The organism is Vibrio sp. ZF57 (assembly GCF_001691235.1).
Classification (GTDB): domain Bacteria; phylum Pseudomonadota; class Gammaproteobacteria; order Enterobacterales; family Vibrionaceae; genus Vibrio; species Vibrio crassostreae_C.
In genome coordinates this window covers 78,812-102,152 of the sequence record NZ_MAKD01000091.1, presented here as the reverse complement: position 1 = coordinate 102,152, position 23,341 = coordinate 78,812, and the positions used below count along the sequence as shown (strand labels likewise).

At 45.7% G+C, this 23,341-nt stretch carries 18 protein-coding genes; 13 read left to right on the top strand and 5 right to left on the bottom strand.

The window, feature by feature from the left end:
- Nucleotides 1-25: 25 nt before the first annotated feature.
- The 3 genes from nirD to A6D97_RS13465 all read left to right on the top strand — a co-directional run bounded on the left by nirD (nucleotide 26) and on the right by A6D97_RS13465 (nucleotide 3,941).
- Nucleotides 26-370 (top strand): nitrite reductase small subunit NirD, encoded by a 345-nt coding sequence (gene nirD / locus A6D97_RS13475; RefSeq protein WP_012600889.1) that lies wholly within the window; start codon nucleotides 26-28, stop codon nucleotides 368-370.
- A gap of 143 nt (nucleotides 371-513) precedes the next feature.
- Complete coding sequence (locus A6D97_RS13470) at nucleotides 514-1,983, top strand: NarK family nitrate/nitrite MFS transporter (RefSeq protein WP_065584606.1); 1,470 nt, start codon at nucleotides 514-516, stop codon at nucleotides 1,981-1,983.
- Between the two features lie 167 nt (nucleotides 1,984-2,150).
- Nucleotides 2,151-3,941: a bifunctional protein-serine/threonine kinase/phosphatase gene (locus A6D97_RS13465; RefSeq protein ID WP_065584605.1), complete on the top strand. Its 1,791-nt coding sequence runs from the start codon at nucleotides 2,151-2,153 to the stop codon at nucleotides 3,939-3,941.
- An 83-nt stretch (nucleotides 3,942-4,024) separates the two neighbouring features.
- Here the strand turns inward: A6D97_RS13465 and cra are convergent, their stop codons facing one another.
- A complete protein-coding gene (cra, locus tag A6D97_RS13460) occupies nucleotides 4,025-5,029 on the bottom strand; it encodes a catabolite repressor/activator (RefSeq protein ID WP_065584604.1) in 1,005 nt (334 codons plus the stop codon).
- 363 nt (nucleotides 5,030-5,392) lie between these two features.
- On the opposite strand from cra, the gene fruB reads away from it, so the two are divergent.
- The 3 genes from fruB to fruA are packed head-to-tail and all read left to right on the top strand — an operon-like array spanning nucleotide 5,393 to nucleotide 9,289.
- Nucleotides 5,393-6,526: a fused PTS fructose transporter subunit IIA/HPr protein gene (gene fruB / locus A6D97_RS13455; protein WP_065584603.1), complete on the top strand. Its 1,134-nt coding sequence runs from the start codon at nucleotides 5,393-5,395 to the stop codon at nucleotides 6,524-6,526.
- Nucleotides 6,527-6,535: 9 nt separating this feature from the next.
- On the top strand, nucleotides 6,536-7,513 hold the full coding sequence (gene pfkB, locus A6D97_RS13450; protein WP_065584602.1) for a 1-phosphofructokinase: 978 nt from the start codon (nucleotides 6,536-6,538) through the stop codon (nucleotides 7,511-7,513).
- Between the two features lie 15 nt (nucleotides 7,514-7,528).
- Nucleotides 7,529-9,289: a PTS fructose transporter subunit IIBC gene (gene fruA / locus A6D97_RS13445; RefSeq protein WP_017067034.1), complete on the top strand. Its 1,761-nt coding sequence runs from the start codon at nucleotides 7,529-7,531 to the stop codon at nucleotides 9,287-9,289.
- 165 nt (nucleotides 9,290-9,454) lie between these two features.
- On the opposite strand, the gene A6D97_RS13440 is transcribed toward fruA, so the two are convergent.
- Both A6D97_RS13440 and yghU read right to left on the bottom strand, forming a co-directional pair.
- Nucleotides 9,455-9,778: a DOPA 4,5-dioxygenase family protein gene (locus A6D97_RS13440; protein WP_065584601.1), complete on the bottom strand. Its 324-nt coding sequence runs from the start codon at nucleotides 9,776-9,778 to the stop codon at nucleotides 9,455-9,457.
- Between the two features lie 176 nt (nucleotides 9,779-9,954).
- Nucleotides 9,955-10,812 carry a glutathione-dependent disulfide-bond oxidoreductase gene (yghU, locus tag A6D97_RS13435; RefSeq protein ID WP_017067033.1) on the bottom strand — a complete coding sequence of 286 codons (858 nt, stop codon included), beginning with the start codon at nucleotides 10,810-10,812 and terminating at the stop codon, nucleotides 9,955-9,957.
- Between the two features lie 284 nt (nucleotides 10,813-11,096).
- On the opposite strand from yghU, the gene A6D97_RS13430 reads away from it, so the two are divergent.
- Complete coding sequence (locus A6D97_RS13430) at nucleotides 11,097-11,441, top strand: YajD family HNH nuclease (protein WP_017060876.1); 345 nt, start codon at nucleotides 11,097-11,099, stop codon at nucleotides 11,439-11,441.
- A 180-nt stretch (nucleotides 11,442-11,621) separates the two neighbouring features.
- Here the strand turns inward: A6D97_RS13430 and A6D97_RS13425 are convergent, their stop codons facing one another.
- Nucleotides 11,622-12,002 (bottom strand): hypothetical protein, encoded by a 381-nt coding sequence (locus A6D97_RS13425; protein WP_017064770.1) that lies wholly within the window; start codon nucleotides 12,000-12,002, stop codon nucleotides 11,622-11,624.
- Nucleotides 12,003-12,596: 594 nt separating this feature from the next.
- Here A6D97_RS13425 and A6D97_RS13420 point away from each other — a divergent pair.
- The 3 genes from A6D97_RS13420 (at nucleotide 12,597) to A6D97_RS13410 (ending at nucleotide 18,120) form a co-directional block, all read left to right on the top strand.
- On the top strand, nucleotides 12,597-13,835 hold the full coding sequence (locus tag A6D97_RS13420; protein ID WP_017067032.1) for an OFA family MFS transporter: 1,239 nt from the start codon (nucleotides 12,597-12,599) through the stop codon (nucleotides 13,833-13,835).
- A 57-nt stretch (nucleotides 13,836-13,892) separates the two neighbouring features.
- On the top strand, nucleotides 13,893-15,557 hold the full coding sequence (locus A6D97_RS13415) for a VRR-NUC domain-containing protein (protein ID WP_065584600.1): 1,665 nt from the start codon (nucleotides 13,893-13,895) through the stop codon (nucleotides 15,555-15,557).
- A 208-nt stretch (nucleotides 15,558-15,765) separates the two neighbouring features.
- Nucleotides 15,766-18,120: a fatty acid cis/trans isomerase gene (locus tag A6D97_RS13410; RefSeq protein WP_065584599.1), complete on the top strand. Its 2,355-nt coding sequence runs from the start codon at nucleotides 15,766-15,768 to the stop codon at nucleotides 18,118-18,120.
- A 122-nt stretch (nucleotides 18,121-18,242) separates the two neighbouring features.
- Here the strand turns inward: A6D97_RS13410 and A6D97_RS13405 are convergent, their stop codons facing one another.
- Nucleotides 18,243-19,091, bottom strand: coding sequence for a LysR family transcriptional regulator (locus A6D97_RS13405; RefSeq protein ID WP_065584598.1), 849 nt, complete (start codon nucleotides 19,089-19,091; stop codon nucleotides 18,243-18,245).
- Between the two features lie 93 nt (nucleotides 19,092-19,184).
- Between A6D97_RS13405 and A6D97_RS13400 the strand changes: the two genes are divergently transcribed.
- The 3 genes from A6D97_RS13400 to A6D97_RS13390 are packed head-to-tail and all read left to right on the top strand — an operon-like array spanning nucleotide 19,185 to nucleotide 23,225.
- Nucleotides 19,185-20,510 (top strand): cytosine permease, encoded by a 1,326-nt coding sequence (locus A6D97_RS13400; protein WP_065584597.1) that lies wholly within the window; start codon nucleotides 19,185-19,187, stop codon nucleotides 20,508-20,510.
- Between the two features lie 5 nt (nucleotides 20,511-20,515).
- Complete coding sequence (locus tag A6D97_RS13395; RefSeq protein WP_065584596.1) at nucleotides 20,516-21,640, top strand: DUF917 domain-containing protein; 1,125 nt, start codon at nucleotides 20,516-20,518, stop codon at nucleotides 21,638-21,640.
- A gap of 4 nt (nucleotides 21,641-21,644) precedes the next feature.
- Nucleotides 21,645-23,225 carry a hydantoinase/oxoprolinase family protein gene (locus tag A6D97_RS13390; protein WP_065584595.1) on the top strand — a complete coding sequence of 527 codons (1,581 nt, stop codon included), beginning with the start codon at nucleotides 21,645-21,647 and terminating at the stop codon, nucleotides 23,223-23,225.
- Nucleotides 23,226-23,341 lie beyond the last annotated feature (116 nt).

Here is a 23,341-nt window from a genome sequence, read left to right as displayed (position 1 = left end):
CTCAATTTTAGACTAGGAGAAAGTCATGGAAAATTGGACAACCGTATGCAGCACCAGCGATCTAACCCCAAACGGGGGAATTTGCGCCAAAGTAGACGATAACCAAGTGGCTATTTTTTACTGCAAGCGCAGCGACACGCTTTATGGGCTCTCTAATTACGACCCTATCGGCAAGGCGAATGTGATGTCACGTGGTATAATTGGTTCATTAAGCGGAGAACCTTACGTGGCCTCACCCTTATACAAGCAGCATTACCACTTAGAAACTGGCGAATGTCTTGAACAGCCTGAGCTCAAGCTCGTGAAATTTGAAGTTCGCAAACAAGGAGAACAAGTTCAAGTTCTCGCACCACTTGCTATCGCCAGTTAACTAAACCGCCGACACCATCATGCAAACGCTTATTAGCGTGCGCAATTTCGGCACAGGGTTTATGCACATTAAAAGCGTTCTAAGTTCGGAAGTAACGCAGGTGCACAAACCGGGTAATTTTCCAGATTTAAAGGATTTAAACCATGGATAACACTAAATTTTCGCTGCTTTCATTTACGGGTAAGATGAAGGTCTTACACCTAAGCTGGATGGCCTTTTTCATTACCTTTGTTGTGTGGTTCAACTTTGCCCCACTACTGCAAATGGTAAAAACTACGCTTGGTCTTTCTACTGAAGAGATCAAAACCCTCCTGATCCTCAACGTTGCATTGACCATTCCGGCACGTGTCGCAATAGGCATGCTAACCGATAGATACGGCCCAAGGTTGGTTTACTCTTCGCTACTCGCGGTCTGTTCTATCCCTTGTTTCATGTTTGCTATGGCAGACTCTTTTATTCAAGCGGCGATTGCTCGTTTCCTATTAGGCTTCATCGGTGCAGGCTTCGTTGTCGGTATTCGTCTAGTGTCTGAGTGGTTCCCACACAATGAACTGGGTACGGCAGAAGGTATTTACGGCGGCTGGGGTAACTTCGGTTCAGCAGCGGCAGCATTCACGCTTCCAACTCTGGCTTTAGCGTTTGGTGGTGAAGACGGCTGGCGTTATGCGGTCGGTATTACTGGCGTAATGAGTTTAGCGTTCTCGTTTGTGTTCTACAAAAACGTAACGGATACACCAAAAGGTTCTACTTACTTCAAACCGGCTCAAGTAACGGCAATGGAAGTGACATCAAAGGGTGACTTTTTCTTCCTACTTATTATGAAGATCCCTATGTATGCCGCACTAGCGCTACTGACATGGAAGCTATCACCAAGCAACATCAACATGCTGTCTGACATGGCGGTTTACTCTGTGTATGCAGGTTTAGCAGCACTTTACGTGTACGAAGTGTCGCAAGTTTGGAAAGTAAACAAGAACGTATTTAAAGAAGAAGTGCCTGAGATTCACCAGTACAAGTTCAAGCAAGTAGCGGTACTTAACGTATTGTACTTCGCAACATTTGGTTCTGAACTGGCTGTGGTTTCTATGCTGCCACTGTTCTTCTCTGAAACCTTTGAATTAACACCGGTTCTTGCAGGTATGGTTGCATCGGCTTATGCCTTTATGAACCTAATGTCTCGCCCAGGTGGTGGTTGGATTTCAGATAAATTCGGTCGTAAACCAACACTGCTTATTCTAACGATTGGTCTTGCTGTGGGTTACTTCGCAATGGGTCAAGTCGACAGCACATGGCCTGTATGGCTAGCGGTTGTTGCGGCGATGGCGTGTTCTTTCTTCGTGCAAGCGGGTGAAGGTGCGGTATTCGCAACGGTTCCTCTAATCAAGCGTCGTATGACAGGTCAAATTGCAGGTATGACGGGCGCTTACGGTAACGTGGGTGCAGTAGTTTACCTAACTGTGTTGTCATTCGTGAGCTACCAAACCTTCTTCTTAGTGATTGCTGCAACAGCGGTACTTGGCTTTGTGACTCTACTGTTCATGGAAGAGCCTAACGGTCAAATCGCCGAAGTAAACGACGATGGCAGTGTCACGCTGATTAATGTTTCAAGCTAGGTCTGTACTATGAAGCATTGATATTATTGAATCGGGAGAAGCACCTTAGCGGATACATCAATGCTAGGTGCTTCGTTCAAAGGCTCTAAGTTCACTAGGGTTTTTGTTCTTCCTAGGATGTTCTGTCAAGGAAGCGGGAAGAAGAGCAGTTAAGAAGAAGACCAGTTATGACAATTTCATTCAGCCAAGGGCAAGTCATCACGCCAGAATCCAACAACCAGTTAACGCTTAAGTTTGGTGGTTATTCGAATCAAGGCGTACGAGATGAAAACCAAGATGCCATCATTGTAAAACACCCAAAAACTCGCGCAGAGCAAGAGTTGAAAGGCAGTGTTGCCTGCATAGCAGACGGCGCAAGTTGCAGTGAACACGGCCAGAAAGCCAGTCACACCAGCGTGATGCAGTTTATCGACGACTATTACGCAACTCCCCAAAGCTGGAGCATTCAACGTTCGGCGCAAAAGGTCTTAACGTCCCTCAATTCTTGGCTCTTCAACACGTCTGTTTCTAATATTCATCCCGCACAACAAGTGAACCACAATGCCCTCGTTTCGACGTTCAGCAGCGTGATATTAAAATCAAACACCGCACATATATTCCACGTTGGCGACAGCCGCATTTACTTACTCAGAGATGGAGAATTACGCCAACTGACCCGCGACCACACCCGTAAAAATATGGGACAGAAGCATTATCTTACACGCGCCTTAGGCATGGACAACCAACTCAACGTTGACTATCAAACCCTGCCTATCAAGAAAAACGACTGCTTTATCCTGACATCTGATGGCGTGCACGAGTTTGTATCTCCCAACACCTTCAAAGAACACATCGATAAACCCGGAGCGGATTTCGAATACGCAGCGCAAACCATCTGTAACACCGCTTTAAGCCACAATAGCTCAGACAACGTGAGCTGCTTGATTGTGCAAGTCAGCCATCTGCCTAAACCTTCGCTGATTGAATTCCATGAGAAGCTGGCTAAACGGGCAATCCCACCCGCTTTAAAGCTCGGGCAAAGTATCGACAACTTCATGGTACTTGAGGTGTTGTATGCAGGGTCAAGAAGCCATGTGTATCGTGTGATGCAGAAAGAGACACAAACCGAGTTCGTGCTGAAAGTCCCTTCCGTTCAATATCACGATAGCCCTTCGCAACTCAGAGCTTTCTTTAATGAACAATGGGCGGGGATCTTGTTAAAAAACAAGAGAGTAATGAAGGTTTACCCGACGCCAGAGAACTCGCAATTCTTATACCAAATCTGCGAATGGGTAGAAGGTATCACCCTAAGACAATGGATGTACGACAACCCAAAACCGTCACTCAATGAAGTGCGCGACATATTAGAAAAGATCACTCAAGGCATTCGAGTATTACAACGTGCAGACATGGTGCACCGAGACTTAAAGCCCGAGAACATCATGATTCAACGTGATGGTGAGGTAAAAATCATCGACCTTGGTGCGGTGTTAGTGAGAGGCCTTGAAGAGGGAGAGCTCACCGACAAAGACGACACACCATTAGGCGCGGTCAATTACATTGCACCCGAGACCATCAAGCACAACACGGCCACCACAAGCTCGGATCTGTTCTCTATCGCCGTGATCGGCTATGAGATGCTAACAGGTGGATTGCCCTACTCTGAAATGACTGCACAATCGCTTAAGCAATCTCGTCATCATCAGTGGGAATACCAACCCATCACACAGAAACGAGCGGACTTACCCAGTTGGGTAGATTTGGTGTTACAAAAAGCCTGCGCGGAATCACCAAGCGAACGTCATCAAGTGTTGGGGGATTTTGTGGCAGACCTTTACACACCAAACCAAAGCTTGGTCAAAAGCAAAGCCAAGCAACCTTTGATAAACCGAAACCCGATCCAGTTTTGGAAAGTGTTGGCTTTGTTGCTCGGCATTGTTGCGATTGTAGAGTTGGGCTTATTACTCAGTGCTAGTTAAAACCAAGTTCGAGTTAATTACAGGTTCGAGTTAATTCCAAACTCGAGCTAAACGCGAGGCTTCTAGCTAACCGTAAACTCGAGCTAGCCTCGTTTCACTAAGCTTCTTGGCACGAGTTCAATGCCAGCTTGGTAACGCTTGGCCGATGCATTTAGCGCCAAAGCAAAAGCACTATCAGCAATCACTTCAAATTGCTGTGGCAGTGAATGGACTTTAAAGGGTAAGAAGTCCAATAAACGGTTATCACCAAAGGTTGCCAGTTTTACTTGATTGATCAACTCTGGCTTTTCGACCATCACATCCAACACACCCTCTAACAAGGTGTAAGACATAGTCACAATCGCATCAGGCACCGTGCCTTTAGCTATCCAACCCTCAAAAATTTCACGCCCTGATTCTCTATCAAAGTGCTCACCATAACCCAAAACCGTCGGCTTGTTTTCGGTTAGCCCTGTTTGTTGAGTATGTGCTTTATTCGCCGCTTCAAAACCCAACTGACGTTCACGTGAAATGTTCAGATCAGGCAGTGCACCAATCAAACCAACACTATGAATGCTGTCATCAAGAATCGAGTGGGTCAGTTCAAATGCCGCTTCGAAGTCTTCACTGATCACGCAGGCAAAATGTTCATCGTCTAACGGACGGTCAATCGCGATGACTGGTGTGCCTGAGTTTTGCAGTTTCAAGTAGAACTCATTGGCGTCTGGCATAGAGCTCGCCACCAGCAAGGCATCGATACGACGGCTAACAAGCGCTTCCGCAACTTTACGTTCGGTTTCAGCGTCATCATCTGAACAGCCAATCAAAATCTGATAGCCCACTTTACGTGAGTTCTGCTCTATCAGTTTTGCTAAACGCGCATAACTGCTGTTTTCCAGATCAGGAATAATCAAACCAAATGAACGGCTATTACCAGCACGCAGCGACGAAGCAGCATGGTCTGGTCGGTAGTTATACTCTTCCACAACCGCCATGACTTTCTGCTGAGTCTTTTCACTGATTCTGTATTTCTGCGCCTTGCCGTTGATGACATAACTGGCCGTGGTTTTCGATACTCCAGCCAATTTAGCAATTTCATCAAGTGTCATATGGGTGACCTGTATTTTGTGCGTAGGATCATATAACCAATGATCTGATCCTCGGATTAGTTGAATTATATGCTGAATCGATTCAGTATAAAAGCTGAAAGGATTCAGCAAAATCTGAAAAGTGACTTCAATCATCCTTTTGAATGGATTGAGCGTCATTTGTCGTGATTCAGCTTCTTGTTGTTAACGAAACTGGAATTACGACACGCAGCAAAACTATTTTGAAAACCAAAATCGGCTTTGCTGAATTTTTTTACACTGAATGCTGAACCGATTCAGCAAGCATAAAGCAGCGGGCAAATATTGCTCTAGACTGAATCGTAGCGATACACAAATTCTCAAGCGATACGCTAAAGAGGCACCATGCTTAAATTATCAAAATCTGACATCACTCTAGGCCAAACTGCCGAAGACAAATTCAAAGCAATCCAAAACATTGCTGGCGACCTGACAGCTAAAGGTTTAGTTGACTCTGGTTACGTTGAAGGAATGCTGAACCGTGAAAACCAGAACTCTACGTTCCTAGGTAACGGCATCGCGATTCCTCACGGAACGACGGATACTCGTGGCCTAGTAAAAGAGACAGGCGTTGCGGTACACCACTTCCCTGAAGGTATTGATTGGGCAGACGGCAACCGTGTTTACGTAGCAATTGGTATTGCAGCGAAATCTGACGAGCACTTAGGCATTCTTAAGCAACTAACAAAGGTTCTAGCGGCAGACGGTGTTGAAGAGAAATTAAAGCAAGCTAAATCAGAAGACGAAATCATCGCCCTACTTAACGGCGAAGTTCAGCTAGAAGCCGACCTAGACGCTTCTTTAGTTCAGCTACTGTTCCCTGCGAGCGACATGATTCAAATGTCTGCCGTTGCGGGTGGCCTACTTAAGAACACAGGTTGCACAGACAACGCATTCGTTGCTGACCTAGTAACAAAAACACCAACTCACCTAGGCCAAGGCCTGTGGTTGTTGGGCAGCGACAAAGGCGTAACACGCACTGGCGTATCTTTCGTTTCAACAGCGAACCATTGTGAATACGAAGGCACACCAGTGAAAGCATTAGTCGCATTCGCAGCTTGTAACAGCGCGCACCAATCTATTCTGGCAAACCTAAGCAAGATGGTTTTCGAAGGTAAACAGCAACAACTGTTAACAACTGACGCAGCGCAAGTGATTGGCCTTCTGAAAGGTGAAGCGGTTTCTACAGCGTCTCAAGACGATGACAACTGCGCAGTATTCAAAATCAAAAACGCACACGGCCTGCACGCTCGTCCGGGCGCAATGCTAGTCGCTGAAGCGAAGAAGTTTGAATCAACAATCCGCGTGTCAAACCTAGATGGCGACGGAAAAGAAGTGAACGCGAAGAGCTTGATGAAAGTGATCGCTCTTGGCGTTAAACACGGCCATCAGCTTCAGTTTGTTGCTGAAGGTGAAGACGCAGCACAAGCACTTGAATCGATTGGCAAAGCTATCGCTTCAGGCCTTGGCGAAGGTTAAGGAGTCGATATGTCTGATAAACAAATCAAAGCCGTTACTGTAACGCTTAACCCTGCTCTAGACCTGACAGGTGCTATCGACGCACTTAACGTGGGTTCAGTGAGCCTAGTAAACAAAGGCTCTTTGCACGCAGCGGGCAAAGGCGTAAACGTCGCAAAAGTTCTTTCAGAGCTTGGCGCGAAAGTGACCGTAACAGGTTTCCTTGGTCGCAATAACGAAGAAGCGTTCTGCCAACTGTTTGAACAGATGGGCGCAGCTGACCGCTTCATCCGTGTTGATGGCGCAACTCGCATTAACGTGAAATTGGTAGAGAATTCAGGCCAAGTAAGCGACATCAACTTCCCAGGTGTTCCTGTTGACGCTGACGCGATTAAAGCGTTCGAAGAAACCCTATTAGAACTTGCTGAAACGCACGATTACTTCGTCATTGCTGGCAGCTTGCCACAAGGCATCTCTCCTGAGCTTTGCGCTTCTTGGGTTCAACGCTTACACGATTTAGGTAAGAAGGTTCTATTTGATAGCAGCCGTGACGCACTTAAAGCCGGTATCAATGCACAACCATGGTTAATCAAACCAAACGATGAAGAGCTGTCTCAGCTGTTCAATGCAGAGCTGACAACTCGTGACCAATGCCAACACGCGGGCCAAGCCCTAAATGAAAAAGGTATTGAGAACATCGTGGTGTCACTTGGCGCAGAAGGCGTGATGTGGCTTAACCAAGGTGAATGGTTACATGCTCAACCGCCGCGTATGCAAGTAGTGAGCACAGTAGGCGCAGGCGACACCTTAGTTGCTGGCCTATGTTGGGGTCACATGCAACAGATGCCGAAACCAGAACTTATTAAATTCGCAACCGCCCTATCTGCTCTAGCAGTTTCACAGGTAGGCGTGGGCATCACCAGCCAACAAGAGCTGGATTCAGTACTACAAAATATCCAATTACAGTCGCTTAGTGCTCCAACTAGCCAGTTAGACACAAGCAAATAGGACAAAAGGTTTATTATGAATATTACCATTATCACAGCTTGCCCTAGTGGCGTAGCAAACAGCATCATCGCAGCAGGCTTGTTAGAGCAAGCGACAAAAGCACTGGGTTGGAACGCCGCTATTGAATGTCAATCAAGCGTGCTACCTGACTCAACCGTATCGCAAGACACTATCGACAGCAGCGACGTTGTGGTTATCGCAGCCAACACCAACGTTGATAAAGCGCGCTTTGTCGGCAAGAAAGTGTACCAAGCAGCTATCTCGGAATGCACTGCGGATGCAAAAGCATTTCTAGAGAAAGCGGTAGTAGAAGCAACAGTACTAGACGCTTCTCAAGTTGAAAGCACTGTTGAAGTGACCGGTACCTCTCCAAACTCTTCTACAACAGCAAGCACAGGCAGCAAGAAGATCGTAGCGATTACGGCTTGCCCAACGGGTGTTGCACATACCTTTATGGCAGCTGAAGCGCTTGAAGCAGAAGGCAAACGCCTAGGTCACCAAATCAAAGTGGAAACTCGCGGCTCTGTAGGTGCGAAAAACCAACTGACAGACCAAGAGATCGCAGACGCTGATCTGGTTATCATCGCTGCCGACATCGACGTTCCTCTTGATCGTTTTAACGGCAAAGCGCTATACAAAACAACAACGGGTCCTGCGCTTAAGAAAACAAAGCAAGAGATGGAAAAAGCATTCGCAGAAGCTAAACCATACCAACACACAGCATCTTCTAATTCAGCACCTGCTGACGAGAAGAAAGGCGTGTACAAGCACCTAATGACAGGTGTTTCACATATGCTTCCTGTGGTGGTTGCCGGTGGTTTGATCATTGCACTCTCTTTCGTATTCGGTATCGAAGCGTTTAAAGAAGAAGGCACGTTAGCAGCAGCACTGATGACTATCGGTGGTGGTTCTGCATTCGCACTGATGATTCCTGTTCTTGCTGGTTTCATTGCATTCTCAATTGCTGACCGTCCGGGTCTGGCTCCAGGTCTAATCGGCGGTATGTTGGCTAGCTCAACGGGCGCAGGTTTCCTTGGTGGTATCGCAGCAGGTTTCATTGCCGGTTACGCAGCGAAATTCATTGCCGACAAAGTTCAACTTCCACAATCCATGGAAGCCCTCAAGCCAATTCTGATCATTCCGTTTATTGCGAGTTTGTTCACTGGTCTTGTGATGGTTTACATCGTGGGTGGCCCTGTATCTGGCGTGATGAGCGCAATGACAACTTTCCTAAACAACATGGGAACGTCTAATGCGATTCTTCTGGGTGTGATTCTAGGCGCAATGATGTGTTTCGACCTTGGTGGTCCAGTAAACAAAGCAGCTTACACATTCGGTGTTGGTCTATTGGCTTCGCAAACTTACGCACCAATGGCAGCAATCATGGCAGCAGGTATGGTTCCAGCTCTAGGTATGGGCCTTGCGACTTTCCTAGTGAAAGACAAGTTTGAAGCAGGCGAGCGTGAAGCAGGTAAAGCATCATTCGTTCTTGGCCTATGTTTCATCTCTGAAGGTGCAATCCCATTCGCAGCGAAAGACCCAATGCGTGTTATCCCAGCTTGTATGGCAGGTGGTGCACTAACTGGCGCTCTTTCAATGATGTTTGGTGCTCAGCTAATGGCTCCACACGGCGGTCTATTCGTACTACTGATTCCTGGCGCTATCTCTCCAGTACTTATGTACCTAGTAGCGATTGCAGCAGGTACGCTAGTAACAGGCTTTGGCTACGCAGCACTTAAAAAGATGAGCGGCTCTAAAGTAACGGCAGAGGCTTAATCCCCCTACTCTGGTTAACGGTTCAGCCCGATAACCAGAGGCTCTTGATAACCGGTTTCTTGGTAAAACGGCTCCTTAAAACAAAGGCTCCTCATTTGAGGAGCCTTTTTATTGTTCATGTATTTTCCGGTCGGAATGAGTTAAGTGCAATATTGGTATATTTGATTAGCTAGTAAGCGTTTCTTCAAAGACACCCAATTCACGACCAAGCCAGATCGCTCGTACTGTGTGATCCAAAGTTTCTTCACCGCCAGTTACAGGGTGAATAAGCACCGACATATCACCGCGTTCTTGCTCAAGCCATTCAACAATGCCCGACTCTTTGTTCGCAAAGTGAATCTCAAACATTGGCATCTTATGTGGACCAACCAAACGCTGTATTAATGGGAAAACCTCTAATACATCTTTACGTTTCGCTAAAATCTTCTGACGCAGTGTTTCTGCTTGCTCTGCAAATCGCAGAGGGAAATAGATATGACCGTGGTACATGGCACCATCCTTTAGAATTATGATGTCGCAAGTTTATACCTAAACCGCCTTTAATAGCCAAACCTAAATAGGTGAGCTTGCTTTCGGAAGGATCAATTTGAAATGGGAAAACTAGAGTTTGTTACTCGAACGAATCGAAAACAAACTCTAGTGATATTGACTATTTCTTTAAATCACTACGGGCGTAGTTTTAAAACACGGTCGATGTCTTCTGCGGAATGGCGCTCTGGTACTTGCTCCCACTCTTCGCCAAATGAACGATTAACCACTCGGCCGCGTTGGAAACCTTCACGCGCTTCTAGCTGCTTCGCCCAGCGCACAACGTTGGTGTAAGACTCAACTTGTAGAAATTCGGCTGCGTCGTAAATTTTGCCAAGTACTAAGTTACCGTACCAAGGCCAAATCGCGATATCTGCAATAGACAGCTCTTCACCCGCAACGAAAGTGCTGTTAGCAAGTTGCTTGTCTAACACATCTAGTTGACGCTTAGCTTCCATTGCGAAGCGGTTAATTGGGTACTCTTGCTTTTCATCCGCGTAAGCGTAGAAGTGACCAAAACCACCACCTAGGAATGGCGCAGAACCTTGTGCCCAGAACAACCAGTTAATGGTTTGTGTTCTTGCTGCCCCTTTTTTTGGTAAGAAGTGACCAAATTTTTCTGCTAGATGCATCAAGATAGATGCCGATTCGAATACATTCACGTCTTCGTCACCAGACTTGTCGACAAGTGCTGGTATTTTGGAGTTTGGATTCACGCCAACAAAGCCAGAAGAGAACTGATCAGCCTCGCCGATGTTGATCAAGTACGCATCATATTCAGCTTCTTTAACACCCGCCGCTAACAACTCTTCAAGCAAGATAGTGACTTTTTGACCGTTAGGTGTGCCAAGAGAATACAATTGAAAAGCATGGTCACCAACAGGAAGCTCTTTATCAAAGCGAGCTCCAGATTCAGGACTATTGATGTTTGCCCACTTGTTACCACCAGCAGTATCGTTAACCCAAACTTTTGGCGGAGTGTATTGTTCTGACATGATATTTCCTTATTAATATAGGGTCTCACAAACTGATATTAGGTCACATGCCTGCGGTTAAAACCCCTGAATACGATTTATTTTCAAACTGTTAAGCATGGCTTATTCCAGAAAGACATAACCCGCTTAAGCGTTAGTGTGTAGAAGGTAAGTCTGTATTCAAACTTCAATCTAATATCGATAAGTCCACTGCATCATTTAGCAATGATTTTACGAACGACATACCGACAGCTTCAAGAAAGCTGTGATAAAATCGGGGTATTACAATTGATAAGGATTTGGCAATGTCTTCTGATTTCACAGGTTCGAGTGCAGCGTATGCTCGCCAAGAGAAAGGCTACCGCGAAAAAGCACTAAAACTGTACCCTTGGGTTTGTGGTAAATGTGCGCGCGAATTTGTTTACTCAAACCTCCGAGAGCTTACCGTTCACCACGTGGATCACGACCATACAAACAACCCTGAAGATGGCAGCAACTGGGAGCTACTGTGCCTGTACTGTCACGATCATGAGCATTCAAAATACACTGACCATGAGCGTTATGGTGTGGATGCAAAAGCGAGTTTAGATGATCATCAGTCAGCGACACACAACCCGTTCGCCGATCTCGCTAAGATGATGAAGAAATAACACACCTTCAGAGTAGTCTTTGGTAGATGGTAACTGCTAGATAATAGATACATAACAAGTAACCCCAGTATGTCACCATACTGGGGTTTCTTTTATCTGCCGTCATAACCAAATAATAGAGTTCAGGTAGGCAGGATCAAAAAAGCCTTCCGAAGAAGGCTTTTTAAGAATCAAATCGAATTATGCTGCCGCTTGCTTGCGAGACTCTTCTACCTTCTTAGCGCGTTGTTTTAGCGTCAATTTATCGCGGTATGCAAACCAAACGTAAGACACAACCACTAAGAAGAACAGGTATGACAATGAGAAAATGAACGGCGATTGAATGATATCGTTCGAGATACCCCAAGAAACACCGATAACAGTCACTGCAATTTTCGCAAAAAAGCCACACATCAATAGCACTAATGCCAACTGTGGGAAACGCGTACTGCGGAATGCAAGCCAGTAGCAACTACCAACTGCTAGAGCCGCAACATAGAAGCCGAATAGGAAAGAGTGAATATGGTCAGCTGCCGCTACACCACCAGAAATTGACATCAATAAAATTAAAAACAGTTTCATAATACTCGCCTCACCATAAGTTGGAAACGCATCCTTTCAAATTTGGAATCTCAGTTTGCATACTATTTTCCCACTTTTTACGGACAACACAACCCCTCCAATCGAACAAAATGTAAGCAAAAGTACTAACAAAAATCACCCTTAACAATTGATTAACATTCTGTTTTTAATAAAACTCCGTTACTCCTTGTCTCATATGAATAAAGCGCTGTTACGATTTATTTTGTTACACAAATTTAACCTTGGAAATTAATTAAAATTATTTGTAACTCTGTGATATCCGCACGCAATACGCGTCTATTCAAAAACCATCACCTCAAAATCCCTGAAATAATAAGAAGACAGAGCGAAAAAGAACAAAATAGAGAGGTGTTAAAAACATTTCAAAAACCAATGAAAAACAACTTATTAACAAATTGAATTTAATTTACCAAAAATGGAAAAAGAGATTCCAATCACATTTTAATTGGTTATAATCCGCGCTCTTTTGCGCTATCTGTTGATAAACGCAAACTAATTTTGAAGAAACAATCACAATAACCCGTCTTTAGTTAAGTGGCTCTCCACTAACCGATGACAAAACTGAGAATAAAAATGAGCAAGATTGATAAAGCAACACGTATCCTGCTAGCAGGCTTCTGTATCAACCTTTGTCTTGGCATCCTGTATGCTTGGAGTGTATTTAACAAAGCGCTAGTAACTGAAGCTGGTTGGAGTGCTGCTGAAGCATCTTCACCTTACGCTATTGCAACTATCACATTCTCTGTTTGTCTTCTTGTTGCGGGCATCCTACAAGACCGTATGGGTCCACGTAAGATCCTTATCCTAGGTACAGCGCTTACAGGCCTAGGTATGATTGCTTCTGGTTTCGCTACAACGCCTATGATGCTGAACATCACGTTCGGTATTATAACAGGTGCAGGTATCGGCTTCGGTTACGCATGTCTGTCTCCATCAGCAATGAAGTGGTTCCACTCTTCTAAGAAAGGTATGGTTAACGGTCTTATCGCAGCAGGCTTCGGTCTTGCGGCTATTTACCTAGCACCAGTAACTTCTGCGCTAATCGACAGCATGGGTATCCAAACTAGCTTTATGATTCTTGGTGTTGGTGTACTTGCAATCGCAGTACCTCTAGCAGCAACAATCAACAACCCACCAGCGGATTACACGCCAGCTGAGCCTAAAGTAAAAGCAGGCCAAGCTCCTAAAGCGGTTAAGAAGACTGAAGACCTAACTTGGAAAGTAATGCTGAAGACTCCTCAGTTCTACTCTCTATGGATCATGTACGCATTCGCTGCATCTGTTGGTCTAATGATCATCGGTAACATCACTACAATTGCTAGCGTTCAAGCTAACCTGCCAAACGCAGTTTACCTAGCGTCTATCCTTGCAGTATTCAACTCAGGCGGCCGTGTTGCTGCGGGTATGCTTGCAGATAAAATCGGTGGCGTACGTACTCTACTTCTAGCGTTCATCCTTCAAGGCGCGAACATGGCTCTATTCGCTACGTTCAACTCTGAATTCACGCTAATCATTGGTACGGCTATCGCAGCGGTTGGTTACGGTACGCTTCTAGCAGTATTCCCAACACTAACTGCTGAGTTCTACGGCCTGAAAAACTACGGTACTAACTACGGCGTGCTTTACACGGCATGGGGTATCGGCGGCGCTATCGGTGCAGCAGTTGTTGGCTTCTCAATGTCAAACGGCGAAGGTTACGGCCTAGCTTACACAATCTCTGCAGTTATGATGGCAGTGTGTATTGTTCTAGCAATCATCACTAAACCAATCTCTGAAGCTAAAGTTGCTGAACTAAAAGCATCACAAGCTTAATCAACAGAAAAGATTGAATTTGTTACTGAAGAGCTTAACCTTAGGGTTAGGCTCTTTTTGTATCAAGCGACTTCTCCATTGACGACCGAAACCACTCTTCAGCTCTCCCCCACTTATTATCTCGACAACTTCAATCGACTGGTTGAACACGCTCAAACGCTCTACCCCGATCTTCTGAGTGATGATGAATGTCGTTGGTTGTCCGCATACAAACGTCTTTCTGTTTCAAGCCAATGCCTAATGGTTCGTTTGCTTTCTCGTAAAGGCCGTTGGTTTCGCAGCGATAAACTCAACTATGTTGAGATCCCAGATCTAAAGACCGTACTGCAAGAGCTAAACAGCTCAGGCTTCATTGGGTTGAGTCATCCCGAAGAACAGCATGACCTCGCCATTAGTGAGGTCGAGCTCGGGTTTCACTTGCTCACCAAACCAGAGCTGTTGAGTGTATTCCCCGCCCTTAAGAGCCATAGAAATGCCAAGAAAGACGAGCTGTTGTTACGGCTTGATCAGCAACCTTTTGATCAATTTCAAAACCTCTCTTTCGACTGTATTTACGTCATCGAATCTCAAGTGATTGATGTATTACTGTTGCTGTTCTTTGCCAACACCTATCAAGACTTAAGTCAGTTCGTGTTAAGCGACCTTGGGCTAAACACCTTTGAGAACTACCCATTAAGCAAGCAACACCGCTTCTTCACCTCTAGGGATCAGCTCAATCAATTAATCCAGATGCGCGATATTCAACGCTTGTATTCAGAAGGTGACCGCAAAGATGGCGAGTTTCTGGAACTGCTTTTAAATGCGATTCCTGAAGAATCAGAACACAGAAGTATTGCCAGAAAACGATCGCGTTTGATCAATGATATTGCTCGCGATCTTGAAAGGCTTAATCTAAACGACCAAGCTATCTTTTGGTTCAGACAATCTACACTTCCTCCGAGCAGAGAACGACTTGCACGCATCTATGATAAGCAAGGTACGCTAGACTTAATGTGTGACATTGTCACGCAAATGAAAGCTACTCCATCGGATGTGTCAGAGTTGGAAGTCGCTATTAAGCTTGAAGACCGGCTGCTACGGAAACAGGGGCACAAAGTTTCACGAACCATAAAGCCGAGCTGCAAAGAGTTAAAACTGGAATTAGACCTCAGCCAAACTCGAGTCGAGCTTGCGGTAAAGCAGCATTTTGAGAACCAAGGTTGGGACGTCTATTTTTCAGAAAACAGTTTTCTGTGTGGCTTGTTTGGTTTGGCTTTCTGGGATGTCATTTTCGCAGACGTTGAAGGCGCCTTTATCAATCGTTACCAACATCGACCATTGGATCTGTACCATTCAGATTTCGTAGACAAGCGAGCCGAACAGATTGAAGCCGTGTTTCAAACGATATCCAAACATGGGCTGAACCATTTTCTTGATACTTACGATGAAAAGCAAGGTATCGCGAACCCCTTTGTTCATTGGAATTATTTTCCTAAAGCACTCATCGAACACGGCATGGCTTCAATTCCAAATGCCTTGGTTGTAGACCTCTTCAAAGTGATATTGAGTGACTTAAAGCTATTTAGAACTGGGATGCCGGATTTGATTGCGTTCAAGGGCGATGAGTTTCATTGGATTGAAGTCAAAGGCCCTGGCGATAAACTGCAAGACAACCAGTGGCGCTGGATCAAAGAGTTTGAGCGATTGTCTGTCCCCTTCTCTGTTTGTTACGTAAATCAATGAGTCTTAGCTCTTAACTCTTAACTGCTAGCTTTTAGCTCTTGGGACTTAAATCTAGCTAAGTCTAAACACCAATTTCTGAGCACTAGCGAGTGACGCGCATCGACAAGTCACTCGTCCCATCAAGATCTTGTCTACAAAATTGTTAGAACATGAGCATTTTCAATCATTTTCGATATAATTATAGAAAATGCCTAATATTTAAATACGTATGAATTTGAAAAAACTCTTCATTTTAGCTTTTGTTAGCGTCTTCTCAGGTTGTGCCGTCTACGCGGGTTTAAACTTCGACGAACTGTTTGGTGAACAACAAGTACGCGATCGCCAAGCACCTATTCTTTCAGCTCAAGCGCAGCACTTCATTGACGAAGTAAAGCCCATCATTGATAACCGATGCGTGGTTTGTCACGCTTGTTATGACGCCCCTTGCCAACTCAAAATGTCTTCAGTGGAAGGTATAGACCGAGGCGCGAGCAAGGCACTCGTTTATCAAGGCACCCGCTTAACGGCATCAGCCCCTACTCGCTTGTTTGAAGATGCTTTAACCACGCAAGAGTGGCGCGATGCGGATTTTCATCCTGTCCTCAATGAGCGCATGCAAAACTCAACGGCTAACCTCGATGCTGGTCTTGTTTCTCGTATGTTGATCCAGAAAGAGAATCACCCTCTGCCCGATCAAACCCAGCTTGAAGGTTTCGACTTTTCAATCGATCGCGACCAACAGTGCCCAACCATTGAAGAATACGCTCAATACGAGAGAGATTACCCAACTTGGGGAATGCCTTATGGGATGCCAAACTTAGACAAAACCGAATACGCGACTTTAATGAGTTGGTTGGAAAATGGCGCGTTAATGAACGACCACATTCCATTGACTGATGCAGAACAAGAGCTCGTTAATGTCTACGAAAGCTTTTTAAACAAGAGTGACAATAAGAGTCAACTTTCAGCACGTTACATCTACGAGCACCTGTTTTTATCTCATGTCTATTTTTCTGATTTAGCTCAGCCAACACGCTTCTTCACTGTTGTTCGCTCTGCAACACCACCAGGTGAAGCGGTACAGCGCATCACGACTCGTCGCCCTTATGACGATCCAAAAGTAGACCGTGTTTACTACCGTCTGATTCCAGAACAAGGCACTATCGTCGACAAAACGCACATGCCTTTCGCACTTAATAAAGAGCGTCTACAAAAGTGGAATACCTGGTTTGTCGACGTAAATTACGAAGTAAAACAACTACCTAGTTACGACATCGATGTTTCAGCTAACCCAATGACTTCGTTTGAAGCACTGCCAGTAAACTCGCGCTTCAACTTCATGTTAGATAACGCGCAAAACACCATCATGGCCTATATCAAAGGACCTGTGTGTCGTGGTCAACTTGCCTTGAACGTAATTAACGACCGTTTTTGGGTTTTCTTCATCGACCCAGAGAAAGCCGATGTTCCGGAAATCAACGCCTTCTACGCAAGTCAAAAGAAAAATTTAAAGCTACCTAGCGAACTAAAAAGTAACACCGTACCTGTGACCAACTGGGTAAGATACGCAAAGCAACAAGCGCAATACCTAAACGCGAAATCAGACTTCACTAACCAATGGTTCGAGAGTGGCGTCCACCTAGACACTGGCATCATTTGGGATGGCGATGGCATCAACCCGAATGCTGCTCTCACCGTCTTTAGGCACTTCGATAGCGCCTCTGTTGTACAAGGGTTAGTTGGCACGCAACCTAAGACTGCGTGGATTCTTGATTATGCTCTTCTAGAGCGTATTCATTATCTTCTCGTTGCAGGCTTCGATGTTTACGGCAACTTTGGCCACCAGCTGATTACACGCATGTTCATGGACTTCTTGCGTCTTGAAGGTGAGAGTAACTTCTTAAGCCTTCTTCCTAAAGACGTTCGTCACATTGAACACTCTAGTTGGTACCAGAACCAAAGCGCACAACTGAGTGACTATTTGCAGCGAAACATTGCACCTTTTGATCAGCCGACCAGCGTGGTTTACAAAACGGCGGATCCGAAACACGAACTGCTTGATATGATCAAAGATAAGCTCGCACCTGTTCTCGATAATCGCTTTGAGATTGTTGAAACAGGTTTTGGTAGGAAGAATGAAGCACTGCTTAACCAAGTGAATTTGATAAAGGGCGAAGGCCTGCGTCATGTGCCTCAATTAGTGATGATCATGATTGAAGGCGAAAACGGCGAAGAGCAACTGTTCACCATGATTCACAATAACGCGCACAGCAACATTTCTAGCTTGTTTAATGAAGAAGGTAACCGTGATTACGCCAATGATGACCTTACCCTCGTACGAGGCGTTGTCGGTAGCTACCCTGCGGCTTACCTATCATTAACCGAGAGCGAGATTCCTACTCTGGTTAAAACGCTGCAAAACTTAAGCACAGAAGAAGACTACGTGGCGTTACTTGATAAGTTTGCTGTACGACGCAGCTCTCCGGAGTTTTGGCCGTTCAGTGACCGTGTCCATCGCTGGTATCAACAAGCGCAACCTATCGAGTTCGGCCTGTTGGATTACAACCGCTTTGAGAACCGCTAGTTTTCACGCATAACTTTTAAAAACAAAAATCCTCTGTCTTGGCAGAGGTTTTTTGTTTATGGGGAAAAGTATCGTAAATGCTATTGAGAAGCGAGAAGTGCTCTTAAGAAGCGAAAAGTGCTCTAGATTGAACCCGATGTTTCCGGTTGGTGTAGCTCATCAAAAAACGCACGCGCGGCGGGGGAAAGGGAATCTACAGGTTGCTTCAACACCACATAAAACTGACTCTTAAGGCTCCACTTCTCGGGCTGAAGCGGAATCAAGGCTTGGTCATAATGGCCACGGTCGATTAAATGAGACGGTAAAAAACTCAGGTGTGTGCCCGCCAAGGTTAAAATTACACCCGACTCGACATGCCAGCCATCCAATGAGAAATCCTTGTCCATGATCTTCTCAGCCAGATCCTTACGCGCATACAGATAACTGTGCTCTTCAAACAGTGGGTATTTATGTTGAAACGCTGATTTTTGATGTGACCCTAGAACCACTATCATCATATCAATCTGGTTCTTTGTTAACTTCTCATTCAACTGGGTGAAATCCCCGACATCAACACTCACCTCAACACTGTTACTGCGTTGGTAAAACGTCTCGATCGCTTTGGGAAGTGGGTTATAAGGCAAAGTGACGGTGTTATCCAAACATCCAATTCGCACATGCCCAGAGAGTTCCGTCTGTACACCTCGTAACTTATAAGCGAAGTCGGTTAAGGTCGATTTTAGTTGGTTCGCATATTTATACACTTGCTCACCTTCATGAGTCAGCTTAAAACCACGTCGACCACGTTGGCATAATGTTAATTCTAAGCTTTTTTCCAAGGCAATAAGCTGATTACTCAGCACTGGTTGACTAATCCCAGTGCTTGCGACCGCCTGATTGATGCCTCCTTGTTCAACAATTTCACAAAAAAGCTCTAATCTACGTAGGTCTCTTTTATCTAACTTATTGTTTGGATTCACTTTGCCACTCACATTTGTTTTTTGTTATGTTTACATCTGATTATATTCATTTATTAACAATAAATACATCAGTATGCTTTATTCACACTTATGGAATAACAATGCATGGATGGCACTATGGCGGCAGAAGCTTACGTGAATAAACCCGAAGCAACACACAGCCACAAAAAGATAGATGACTTCGAGTTGGAACCCGTTCCCGAGAAGGCCAAACGATCTTGGTGGGTCATCAGCCTTATTTGGTTGGCAATCGGCATCGACATTTCGGGACTGTTTCTCGGCTCGATTCTAAGCAGCGGTATTGGTTTTGAAGACGCACTGCTTGCCACGTTTATTGGTTCAGGCTTATTGGCGATCATCGCGATGCTGTGTGCCAACATTGGCTTTCAAGCTGGCGTGTCTACCCCGCTGGTGAGCAGCGCGGTATTTGGCCGTAACGGCGGTAAAATTCTTGGCTTCATCAACGGCATCTCATTAGTCGGCTGGTTCGCATTCCAGGCTGATTTCTTCGCTTTCATCATGGTCGATGCACTGGCGAAATACGACATCATAATTTCACACCTCACCGCTCTTATTGGCGGCAGTGTGTTAATGATGATGACGGCTATCTATGGCGTTCGTGCTTTAGGCAAACTCAGTACCTATTCTGTTCCATTGATGGTGACGTTGATTACCATCGGTTTGTTTATAGCTGCTGATTATCAAGGTGGCGCAGCGCCATCGATTGAAGATCCTTTGACGCTTGGCCAAGCCATCTCTTTTGTTATGTCTATCTGGATTCTAGCTGCGGTTGCTGCACCTGATATTGCTCGCTACGCCAAAACACGCCGTGATGCGATTTTAGGAGCGGGTATCGGTTTCCTCGTCGGCAACAGCGCCATCATTCTTATCGCATTGATCTTGACCAAAATGACCGGCACCGACGACCTAGTCGAAGTCTTCTTCACCCTAGGTTTAGGCATGGCGGCCATTATAGTACTGGTATTCGCACAATGGACCACCAACAGTAGCAACCTAACCTCTGGCGGCTTATGCATGTCGATGGTTCTACCTAAGATTCCGCGCCCTGTTCTGGTTGTGATCATGACCATCGTCGGCATTGGTATCGCTCAACTCGGCATGGTGAACAAGTTTACCGACTTCTTAATGCTACTCAGCGTAACCATTGCGCCTGCTGCGGGTGTCTACATCGTTCAATATTATGTTTTAGATTCGACAAAAATGAGCTTTGAGAACATCCAACAAGTTCCAGCTTGGATGTTTAAAGGCTTGGCTTCTTGGGCATTTGGTACTGCATTCAGCGCTTGTACTGCACCAGAGTTTTTCAACCTGTTTTCGTTCACCAGCATCTCGGCGTTAGACGGCATTCTTGCCGCTGGTGTGATTTACCTCGCCCTAATGAAGCTTTCTCCTTCAAGTGATAAGGAATAGTAGTTGTGATTATTACTGAACAAATGATTGATGATATCGCGCTGGGTGCGACGGTATTAGGTACTGGCGGCGGCGGTGACCCATACAGCGGTGCCTTGATGGCGAAAGTAGCCATTGCAACGGCAAAGCACCCTGTACGCATGATTCCTTTAGAAGACGTGCAAGACGATTGGATGACAGTGCCCTCTTCAATGATTGGCGCACCAACAGTCGCAGTAGAGAAACTCAATTCGAAAGATCAAATGTTGATTGCTTTCGAAGCGATGGAAAAAGCGCTCGGCACTGAAGTGGCGGCAACGTTTCCTATCGAAGTAGGCGGCTTCAATTCATTGATTCCAATTCTCGTTGCAGCACAAAAGAGCATTCCTGTGATCGATTGTGATGCGATGGGACGTGCGTTCCCAGAAGCTCAGATGGTGACCTTCTTTCTTGATGGTCTCCCTTCTGCACCAAACACATTGGCCGATGAGCGTGGCAATGTCGTCACACTTTACCCAATTGACGGTATTTGGTCTGAAAAGTTTGCGAGACCAATTACCGAACAGATGGGTGGCTCTGCAGCAATGTGCGATTACCCAATGAACGGTAAGAACCTAAAACGCAGCGCACTGCCCGCAACACTGACCCAAGCAATGAAAATTGGTGAAGCGATTAGAATGGCGAACGACAACAATCAGAGTGGCACACAGGCCGTCTTAGACATTGTCGGCGGTCATACCATCATCAGTGGCAAGATTGTAGATATTCAACGTGAAACTGATGGTGGCTTTGCAACAGGTGGTGTCGTGATTGAAAAGTTGGCTCAGTTTGAAGATACCGGCGTCGATAACGTGTTTGTGCAGTTCCAAAACGAATTGCTTCTCGCGCACAAAGGTACAAGCCGCGCAGACATGAACCAAGATAACCTGCTGGCATCAACACCGGATCTTATTTCGATCTTGGATCATGAAACCGGCAAGCCAATCACAACCGAACAACTTCGTTACGGGCAGCGCATTGACCTTATCGCCTACCCTTGCGACCCAAAATGGCGCACTGACAAAGGTATTGAAGTCGCGGGCCCGGGTTACTTTGGCTACACCGTCGAGTATCAAACCATTGAACAACTAAAGTCTACATTGAAGAGGTAGTAGCATGACAAACATTACGCTTGATTACTGCCGTTTGGGCATTGACGTAGGTGGCACCAATACCGACGGTGTGCTGCTCGACGCAGACTTGAATGTGATTGCCAAAGTAAAAACCGCAACCACACATGACATTTCAACAGGTATTGATAACGCGATTGCTGCGCTATTAAGCCAAGCAAACATTGATGGTCAGCAAGTGAAACATGCGATGCTTGGCACGACTCAATGCACCAACGCAATCGTTGAACGAAAAGGCTTAGATAGAGTCGGGATGATTCGTTTAGCGCTTCCAAGTGGTGATAGCGTCCCGCCCCTTTGTGGTTGGAGCAAAGCGTGGCAAAACTTGCTTGGTGAACACTTCTACCAAGCTCACGGCGGCTATGAATACGACGGCCAGTTGATCGCCGACATTCAAGAGTCTGAGATCCGCGAGCTTTGCCAGAAAATGAAAGGCCAAGTGGATTCCATTGCTATCTGCGGAGTGTTCTCTCCCGTCAACGGCGACCAGGAGCTTCAAGCAGCAGAATGGATTCAACAAGAACTTCCGGGCGTGAACCTATCGTTATCCCATAAAGTGGGCAGTTTAGGGCTTTTAGAGCGTGAGAACGCCACTATCCTCAATGCGGCTCTGCAAGGGACAGCAAAACGATTCGTTGACGGCTTTTGCAGTGCACTCATCAATCATGAAATCCACACCACGCCTTATTTCGGTCAGAACGACGGAACACTGATGTCACAGCAGTTCGCATTGATGTACCCGATTCTTACCGTGGCTTGTGGGCCAACAAACTCGATTCGTGGAGCGAGTCACTTAACTAAGTTAAAAGACGCGATTGTGGTCGATGTGGGCGGCACTACGTCTGATATCGGCGTACTGACTCACGGCTACCCAAGAGAATCGAGCTTAGCAGTAGAAATCGGTGAAGTGAGAACCAACTTCCGTATGCCTGATATTTTGGCGTTAGCCATTGGTGGTGGTACCAAGGTTCGCTTTGAACAGCAGCGTATAGAGCTAGGCCCAGAAAGTGTTGGCCATACCTTGACGCAAACGGCGCGTAGCTTTGGTGGTGATGAACTTACGCTCACCGATATTGCACTCAAAACAGGACAAATGCAGTGGCAGGCAGAACATCAACTGAGTGATGAGATTGGTGTTTCAGCCGAACAAGCAAGCAAGATTTATCAACAAATGGTCACGGATGTTGAAGAAGGCATCGATAAGATGAAGACCTCTGCGGCGAGTGTACCCGTAATCATGGTTGGTGGTGGTAGTGCCCTATTCCCAGATCATTTTGAAGGTGTGAGCCAAGTGGTTCGTCCTGAGCACTTTGAAGTGGCTAATGCGATTGGTGTTGCGTTGGGTGAAATATCAGGTCAATTCGATAAGATCGTACCGATTGACCCAGCATCACGTGAAGAGACCTTAAAGGGCTTGGAAGCGCAATCAAAGCAACTGGCGATTGAAGCTGGCGCATGCAGCGATAATGTCGCGATCATTGAACGCAGCGAGATTCCATTAAGCTACCTACAAGGCAATATGGTTCACGTTAAGATCAAAGCTGCTGGACATATCAAGATGGCTTAGAGCCGTTCCTTGAAAGCCTTACTTAGATTCTTATTCGACAATAAAAAAGCAGGTCACTTCTTCATATTAAAACGGAGAAATAGCCTGCTTTTTGTTTTCTGTTCTTATTTTGGGGC